7 protein-coding genes are annotated in these 8,200 nt (G+C 70.2%); 5 read left to right on the top strand and 2 right to left on the bottom strand.

The features are described from left to right. Positions 1-2,252, bottom strand: a 2,252-nt coding sequence (locus DN069_RS34990; RefSeq protein WP_111507278.1) for a transglycosylase domain-containing protein, incomplete at its 3' end; no start/stop codon positions are given. Between the two features lie 385 nt (positions 2,253-2,637). On the opposite strand from DN069_RS34990, the gene DN069_RS34985 reads away from it, so the two are divergent. The 5 genes from DN069_RS34985 to DN069_RS34965 all read left to right on the top strand — a co-directional run bounded on the left by DN069_RS34985 (position 2,638) and on the right by DN069_RS34965 (position 7,961). Beyond that, positions 2,638-3,447, top strand: coding sequence for an ABC transporter permease (locus DN069_RS34985; protein WP_111507277.1), 810 nt, complete (start codon positions 2,638-2,640; stop codon positions 3,445-3,447). Between the two features lie 40 nt (positions 3,448-3,487). After that, the gene (locus DN069_RS34980; RefSeq protein ID WP_111507279.1) at positions 3,488-4,252 is read left to right on the top strand and encodes an ABC transporter permease; all 765 of its coding nucleotides are present in this window, start codon (positions 3,488-3,490) and stop codon (positions 4,250-4,252) included. A 28-nt stretch (positions 4,253-4,280) separates the two neighbouring features. Further along, complete coding sequence (locus DN069_RS34975; RefSeq protein WP_341538526.1) at positions 4,281-5,267, top strand: ABC transporter ATP-binding protein; 987 nt, start codon at positions 4,281-4,283, stop codon at positions 5,265-5,267. An 84-nt stretch (positions 5,268-5,351) separates the two neighbouring features. Continuing rightward, complete coding sequence (locus DN069_RS41130) at positions 5,352-6,377, top strand: LppU/SCO3897 family protein (protein ID WP_111507275.1); 1,026 nt, start codon at positions 5,352-5,354, stop codon at positions 6,375-6,377. 36 nt (positions 6,378-6,413) lie between these two features. Next, positions 6,414-7,961, top strand: a complete 1,548-nt coding sequence (locus DN069_RS34965; RefSeq protein ID WP_165845778.1) for a family 20 glycosylhydrolase — start codon at positions 6,414-6,416, stop codon at positions 7,959-7,961. 92 nt (positions 7,962-8,053) lie between these two features. On the opposite strand, the gene DN069_RS43055 is transcribed toward DN069_RS34965, so the two are convergent. Continuing rightward, on the bottom strand, positions 8,054-8,200 hold a 147-nt coding region (locus DN069_RS43055; RefSeq protein WP_165845777.1), incomplete at its 5' end, for a GH36 C-terminal domain-containing protein.

The raw sequence follows: 8,200 nt of genomic DNA, 5'->3' as shown, positions 1-8,200 counted from the left end.
GGGTGCTGTGGGGTGGTCGGGGGAGTCGTGACCGGGGTCGACGGCTGCGTGGTCGGGAACGTCGGGTTCTGGCTCGGCGTAGTGGTCGGCGTCGGGTTGACCGGCGTCGTCGTGCTCGGGGTCGGGGCGACCGACGGAGCGGTGGTCGGCGGGGTGTAGTAGCTGCCCGTCTGCAGGTCGAAGCTCACGTCCGGCAGGCCGGAGAGGGCCTGCTCCATGTAGTTGGTCCAGATCTGCGTCGGGAAGGAGCCGCCGTTGACGCGGCTGATGCCGGCCGCGGATCCGAGCGAGATCCGCTGGCTGTCGCCCACCTGGGCGAACAGGCCGACGGCGGTGGACAACTGCGGGTTGTACCCGGCGAACCAGGCGGACTTGTTCTCGTCCGTGGTGCCGGTCTTGCCCGCCGCGTCGCGGCCCAGGGCCTGCGCCGTGTAGCCGGTGCCGTTGTTGATGACGCCCTGCAGCACCTGGGTGACGGTGTCGGCGACGCTGCGGTCGAAGGCCTGCTTCGAGGTGTGCTGCGGCATCGACTTCGACTCGCCCTCGTGGGTGACCGACTGCACCGACCACGGGTCGATCTGGACCCCATGGTTGGCGAACGTCGCGTACGCGCCCGCCAGTTGGATCGCGTTCGGCGAGGAGGTGCCCAGCGCGACCGAGGCGTTCGAGGCGCTCATGCCCGGCGTGTCCGAGGGCAGGCCCGCCGCGATCGCGGCCGCCCGGACCTTGTCCAGGCCGACGTCCGCGGCCAGCTGGGCGAAGACGGAGTTGACCGACTTGGCCATGGCCGTACTCACGGTGATCTGGCCGTAGTTGACGTTGTCCTCGTTAGGCGGGTTGTAGGACGCGACGTTCGGCGGCAGGCCGACGACCTGGCGGCCGCTGGTGCCGTCGTAGGTCGTGTAGGGGGTGATCAGCCGGCCGTCCTGCGTGGTCGACTTGTTCGCCAGCGCCGCCGCGAGGTCGAAGGCCTTGAAGGTCGAGCCCTCGGTGATGTCGGTGCGCAGCGCGTCGTTGTAGGGCTGGGTCACGTAGTCGGGCCCGCCGTAGGCGGCGACCACCTTGCCGCTGGACGGCTGCACGGACGCGGCGCCGGCGCGGATGTCCTTGGCCTTGGCCGAGTTGGGCTTCAGGGTGTCCAACTCGCTCTTCACCGAGGAGGCGAGGGCGCTCTGGTCGCCCTTGTCGAAGGTGGTGACGATCTTCCAGCCGCCCTGGGCCAGTTCGTCGCGGGTCATGACGCCGTTGCTGAACAGGTAGTTGTCGGCGATGTCGACCAGGTACCCGGCCTGGCCGGCCAGGCCCCGGACCGGGGCGACCGGCTTGATGGTGGGGAACTTCGCCTCGGCCCGCTGCTGCGGGCTGAGGTAGCCGAGCTTGGCCATGCCGTCCAGGACGTAGTTCCAGCGGTCCGTCGCGGCCTGCTTGCCGGCCGCGGTGGCGGTGGCGACGTCGTAGGCGCTGGGCGCCTGCAGCAGCGCGGCCAGGTAGGAGCTCTGCTCGGCGTTCAACTGCGAAGCGTTGATGCCGAAGTAGGCCTGCGCGGCAGCCTGCACGCCGTAGGCGTTGCGGCCGAAGTAGGAGGTGTTCAGGTACCCGGCCAGGATGTCGCTCTTGGACTCGGTCCGGTCGACCTTGAGCGAGATGAAGAACTCCTTCACCTTGCGGCTGACCGTCTGGTCCTGGTTCAGGTAGTAGTTCTTCACGTACTGCTGCGTGATGGTGGAACCGCCCTGCACGCCCTGGCCGCGCACGGTGTCCCAGGCGGCGCGGGCCATGCCGGTGAGGCTGACGCCCTGGTTCGAGTAGAAGGTGCGGTCCTCGGCGGAGACGGCCGCGTGCTGCATCTGCGGGGAGATCTGGTCGAGCGGGACGATGATGCGGTTCATCTGGCCCGTCTGCCCGATCACGGTCTTGCCGTCGGAGTAGTAGTAGACGTTGGCCTGGGCCACGGCCGCCGCGTTGGCGTTCGGCGGCTCCACGTAGAGGTAGATGCCGACGAAGGCGCCGACGCCGAGCACCACGGCCGTCAGTACGGTGCCGAGGGCCATCCGCCAGGTGGGGATGATCCGGCGGTACCAGGGGAGCGCCCTGCGCCTCGCCTTCCGCGCCGCCTTCTTGGCACGTCGCCGATCGCGCCCACTGGCGCCCATTCCGCCTCCTTCGGCCCGGTCCTCGGCTTCGAGGGTGCCACCGGTCATGGGATTGGCCAGGCTGTCCGGATCGTCCATGCCCTTGTTGCTGCTGCCCATGAAAGTGGTGCTCCGGTGGCTCGTCTTTACGCGTCTACGTGATCGTTAAACGCCCCAATCGGGGCATTCTTGTCTACTGTGCCGGATTGTCCGGTGGTGGGCGAATGTCCTAGCCCGCTTGCAGCACGTTTGTGGCGGGGCTGTGACACTCCGCGCCTTGCCTTCGCTACCCTGGTCAGCACAACCGAACAGCGATGGCGTCAGCCCCTTCGTGACACCCCCCGGGTGTCGACGAACGGGGCCATTTCGGCGTTCCCGCGCAATGTCGCGGGAGTGTCGGCATGCCTGTCGACAAGTCGACATCTGTGGCCGGCGAGCGTGCTCCGTCGCAGGTCAGAGGCGATGACGCCAGGTGCCCACGAAGAGTCGTACAGAGAGGAGTGTGATGTACGCCGCAGTCTGTCTCCGCAGCTTCCGGCGCTACTCCACCTACCGCGCCGCCACCGGGGCGCGGGTGTTCACCAACACCGTCTTCGGCTTCATCCTCAGCTACACCTACCTCGCCCTGTGGCAGGTCCGCCCGCACCTGGGCGGCTACGACCTGTCCGCGGCGCTCACCTACGTCTGGATCGGGCAGGGCCTGCTCTCGGTCCTCGCGATCAACGACCTCGGGGCGCTGTCCGACCTGCAGACCCGGATCGCCAACGGCGACGTCGCCGTCGACCTGTTCCGCCCCGTCGACCAGCAGCGCTGGTGGCTCGCCGTCGACGCCGGCCGGGCTGGCTACCAGCTGCTGACCAACGCTCTCGTGCCGATGCTCGTCGGCGGACTCTTCTTCCACCTGCGACTGCCCCAGGGAACGGCCGCGGCCACGGTCGCGACCTGGGCGGCGACCGCCGTCGCCCTGCTGCTGGCCCTCCTCGTCAGCTACGCCATGCGCCACCTGATCGCGCTCACCGGCTTCTGGCTGCTGGACCTGCGCGGCGTCCAGCTCGTCTACTACCTCGTCTCCTGCTTCTTCAGCGGCTTCTTCCTCCCGATCACCACCTTCCCGCCGTTGCTGGAGGCGGTCGCGCGGGCGCTGCCCTTCGTCGCCGTCTTCCAGGTCCCGGCCGACGTCTTCCTCCAGCGCTACGACGCGACAGGGACCTTGGCCGCGCTCGGCGTGCAGGTCGCCTGGGCGGTGGTGCTGCTGGGGCTCGGCCGGTTGGTGCAGTCCCGCGCGGTGCTGAAGGTGGTGGTGCAGGGTGGCTGAGGCGCTGCACGCGCTGCGCTGTTACGGGCACATCGTGCGGATGTGGATCCGGGCCGCGCTGGCCTACCCGGCCTCGTTCTGGATGACCATGCTCGGCAACCTCGGCGCCTCGGGCATGGACTTCGTGATCATCATCGTGATGTTCCTGCACACCCACGCGCTCGGCGGTTGGAGTCTGCCGCAGGTCGCCTTCCTGTACGGAACCTCCGGCCTGACCCTGGGGTTGGCCGACCTCTTCGTCGGCAGTCTGGACCAGTTGGGTGTGCGGGTGCGGGAGGGGTCGGTCGACACGATCCTGGTCCGGCCCGTCCCTGCGCTCGCGCAGCTGGCCGGGGACCGCTTCGCGCTGCGCCGGATCGGTCGGGTGGCGCAGTCCGGCGCGGTGCTCGTCTGGTCGCTGGTGCAGCTGGACCTGGCCTGGACGCCGCTGAAGGCGCTCGTCTTCGTCTCGCTGCTGCTCAGCGGGACGCTGATCTTCGGCTCGGTCTTTGTCGGCGGCTCGGCCTTCCACTTCTTCATGGCCGACGCCGCGGAGGTGCAGAACTCCTTCACCTACGGCGGAGCAACCATGCTGCAGTACCCGCCGACGATCTACGCCAGGGACATCGTCCGCGGCACCGTCTTCGGCGTGCCGCTGGCCTTCGTCAACTGGCTGCCGGCGCTCTACCTGTTGGGCCGCAACGACCCGTTGGGGCTTCCCTCCTGGTTCCGCTTCGCCTCCCCGGTCGCGGCGCTGCTCTGCGTCGCCGCCGCCGGACTGCTCTGGCGCACCGGCGTCCGTTCCTACCGCAGCACCGGGAGTTGACATGTCGTCACAGAAGGGAGTTCTCACCATGAACGAGACGCTGATCGAGGTCGAGGGCGTCACCAAGAGCTTCGTGGTGCGACGGCGGGCCGGGCGGTTCCGGCGCACCCGGGAGGAGGTCCACGCCGTCGCCGGGCTCGACTTCACCGTCCGCCGCGGCGAGATGGTCGGTTACATCGGGCCCAACGGGGCCGGCAAGTCCACCACCGTCAAGATGCTGACCGGCATCCTGCTGCCCAGCACCGGCCGACTGCGGGTGGCCGGGGCGGACCCGGTGCGCGACCGGGTGCGGCTGGCGCAGCGCATGGGCGTCGTCTTCGGACAGCGCACCACCCTGTGGTGGGACCTGCCGCTGCGCGACTCCTACGAGCTCGCCCGCCGCATCTACCGGATCCCGGATGCGACCTACACCCGCAACCTCGACCGCTGCGTCGAACTGCTGGAGCTGGCACCCCTGCTGGACGTGCCCGTGCGTCAGCTCTCGCTCGGCCAGCGGATGCGCGGCGACATCGCCGCGGCCCTGCTGCACGAACCGGAGGTGCTCTACCTGGACGAGCCGACCATCGGCCTGGACGTGGTCAGCAAGCGCCGCGTCCGCGAGTTCCTGGCCAGGGTCAACGCGGACCTGGGCACGACGGTGCTGCTGACCACCCACGACCTCACCGACATCGAGCAGCTCTGCTCGCGCGTCATGGTGATCGACCACGGCCGCGTCGTCTACGACGGCGGGCTCGACGGCCTGCACGAACAGGGCCGCAGCGAGCGGACGTTGGTGGTGGAGCTGGAGCGCGAGCTGCCGCCGGTCGAGCTGCCGGGCGCTCGCGTGGTGCGGTGCGAGGGCACCCGGCAGTGGCTCGCCTTCCCCGCCTCGGCCAGCGCGGCGCCGCTGGTCGCGGAGCTGGCCGCGCGGTACGAGCTGCGGGACCTCTCCGTGCGGGAACCGGAGATCGAGGACGTGATCGCCCGGATGTACGAGGAGGCCGAGCGGCCGGTGGCCGCGGTGCCGTCCCACTAGGCGGGGGCGGTCGGCGGAGTGGAGTAAGGAGCAGATAAAGTCCGCCCTGTCCGTGCGTCAGATCGGCACGGTTCAGATCGTTCGATGGGGGACTCCTCCGTGGCCACTCCGCCGCAGCCGCCGCCCGGAAACCCGTACGGCGCGCCGAATCCGTACGGCCAGCCCGACCCGTACGGCCAGCCCAACCCCTACGGGCAGCCGCAGCCGCAGAACCCGTACGGTGACGCGATCCCGCAGCAGGGCGGCTACGGCTTCCCGCAGCAGCCCGGGATGGCGCCGCCGTACGGCCAGCCGATGGACCAGCCGCCCATGGGCCAGCAGGCGCCGATGGGTCAGGCCGGCTGGTCCCAGCCGAACGGGCTGAACTGCCGCTTCTGCGGCGGCTCCCCGGCGGTGGACGTCACCGTGCGGGCCCACCGGGGCATGATCTGGCTGATGACCTTCCGGTCGCTGCGGGGCCCCTTCTGCCGCACCTGCGGCACCGCGGCCGTCCGCGACATGTCGGGCCAGACACTGTGGCAGGGCTGGTGGGGCATCGGCTCCGCGTTCATCACGCCGATCACCCTGCTCATCAACCTGGTCTCCTACAACAAGATCAAGGCGCTGCCCGAGCCGGCCTACCGGCAGGGTCCGCCGATGGACCCGGGCAAACCGCTGATGCAGCGCCCGCAGGCGGCCGGCTTCCTGGTGCCCGCGGTCGCGATCCTGGCGGTGGTGGTGCTGGTCATCGCCGGTCTGGCGAGCGGCAGCAGCACGGACACCTCCGACGGTGGCGGCGTCCCGGTGGTGTCGGACTCCCCGACGGATCTGCCGACGGACCAGCCCAGCGACACCTCGGCCCCAACGGACACGCCGACGGCCACCTCCTCGGATCCGGGGAGCCTCGGTGACGGCAACAACGCCTCCGTGGGTGACTGCGTCAAGAACTACGGCACCGACAGCAGTCCTGACCTGCAGATCGTGACCTGCGCGAGTGGGACGTACCTGGTCGAGAAGCGGATCACCGGCACCACCTCCACCACCGGCTGCCCGAGCGACTTCACGACGTCGTACACCCACACCGAGCCGGGCAACGACTTCGCACTCTGCCTCAAGGAATACACGGGCTGATTGCCATTGGTCCAGACCATGTGCACCATGGTCCCCATGAACCGGAGCAGGGGGCGGAGAGTCGGCCGTGCGGCCGTCGCGGGAGCGGCGGCCGCGCTGATGGCACTGGTTGCGGGCTGTTCGGACGGTCCCGCCGTCAGCAAGGCCAGGGCGATCACGATCGTGCCGCTGCCCGACGTCGTGACGGCCGGCTCGGGCGGGAGCTTCACCGTCACCGCGTCCACGCCCGTCCGTGCCAAGGGCGGCGCGGACGCCCAGGCCGCGGCGAGCGTGGTGGCGGTCCAGCTGCACCTGCCGACGGCAGGAGGCTCCGGCTCGGGGATCACCTTCCGGCTCGACCCCGCCGCCGGCACCCGCCCGGAGGGCTACAGGCTCACCTCCGGTTCGTCCGGCGTCCTGATCACCGCGCGGGACGGCGCCGGGCTCTTCTACGGCGGGCAGACGCTGCGTCAACTCCTGGTTGTTGACGGGCGATCGAGCACTGTCCAGTCCCTGCAGATCGACGACAGTCCCCGCTATGCCTACCGTGGTGCCGGGTTGGACGTCGCGCGGCACTTCTTCACCGTGGCCCAGGTCGAGCAGTACATCGACGAGATGGCGCTGTACAAGTTCAACCACCTGCACCTGCACCTCACCGACGACCAGGGTTGGCGTATCGCCGTGAGCAGCCGCCCGCGGCTCACCTCGGTCGGTGCGGGCACCGAGGTCGGCGGCGGTCCGGGCGGCTCCTACACCGCGGCCGACTACCGCGCGATCGTGCGGTACGCCGCGGCGCGCCACGTCACCGTGGTCCCGGAGCTCGACCTGCCCGGCCACACCAACGCCGCGATCGTCTCCTACCCCGAGCTCGCCTGCCCCGGCGACCCGACGGCCGTGCCCTACACGGGTATCGGCGTCGGCTTCAGCCGCGTCTGCACGAGCAAGGAGTCGACGTACCGCTTCGTCGACGACGTCGTCGCGGCCGTCGCGGAGCTGACCCCGGGCCCGCTGATCCACCTCGGCGGCGACGAGACCAAGACGCTCGCGCCGGCGGACTACCAGGCGTTCATGCGGCGTGCGATCGCCGTCGGGCGAGCCCACGGCAAGCAGGTCGTCGCCTGGGACGAGGCCGCGGCCGACCGGCCGGACCTGCTCCAGGTCTGGCACCCGCAGAACCAGATGACCAGCGAGGTCGTCACCGACGTCACCGCCGCCGCGCGGCACGGCTCCAAGCTGCTGATGTCCCCGGCGGACCACGCGTACCTGGACCAGAAGTACGACGCCTCGACCTCGCTCGGCCTGGACTGGGCCGGCTTCGTCGGCGTCGAGCAGTCGTACGACTGGAACCCGGACACCTACCTCCCCGGCACGCCCGCCGGCTCGGTCGCCGGCGTCGAGGCCTTCCTGTGGACGGAGACCCTCGGCACGCCGCAGCAGCTTCAGCTGATGGCCCTCCCTCGCCTCCCGGCCCTGGCGGAGGTCGCCTGGACGCCACAGCGGTTGCGCTCGTGGAGCGACTTCAGCATTCGCCTGGCGGCTCAGACGCGGCTCTGGCAGGCACAGGGTTGGACGTACACCCGTGCTGCGGGCGTGCCGTGGCAGTGACCCTCCTACGGTGGTTGCTCCGTGCCAGGGCGGCGGAGCCGCGAATCAGCAGAGCCCCGCGCCCCTGAGGCAGAGCAACGTCACCCAGTGCCTCAAAGCCGGACCAGATGCACCAGCGTGCTCGCCCAGTCGTCGTGGTGGAGTTCCAGGTCCAACCCCCGTTCCAGCAGCGCGGCGCCGCCGTGGACGCGGCCGCGGCCGTCGCGGTAGCGGGCGTCGCGCTGCTGGAACGGGGGTTG

This window comes from Streptacidiphilus pinicola (genome assembly GCF_003258295.1).
Classification (GTDB): Bacteria; Actinomycetota; Actinomycetes; order Streptomycetales; family Streptomycetaceae; genus Streptacidiphilus; species Streptacidiphilus pinicola.
The sequence above is the reverse complement of the archived record's forward strand: the minus strand, read 5'-3'. Positions and strand labels throughout refer to the sequence as shown.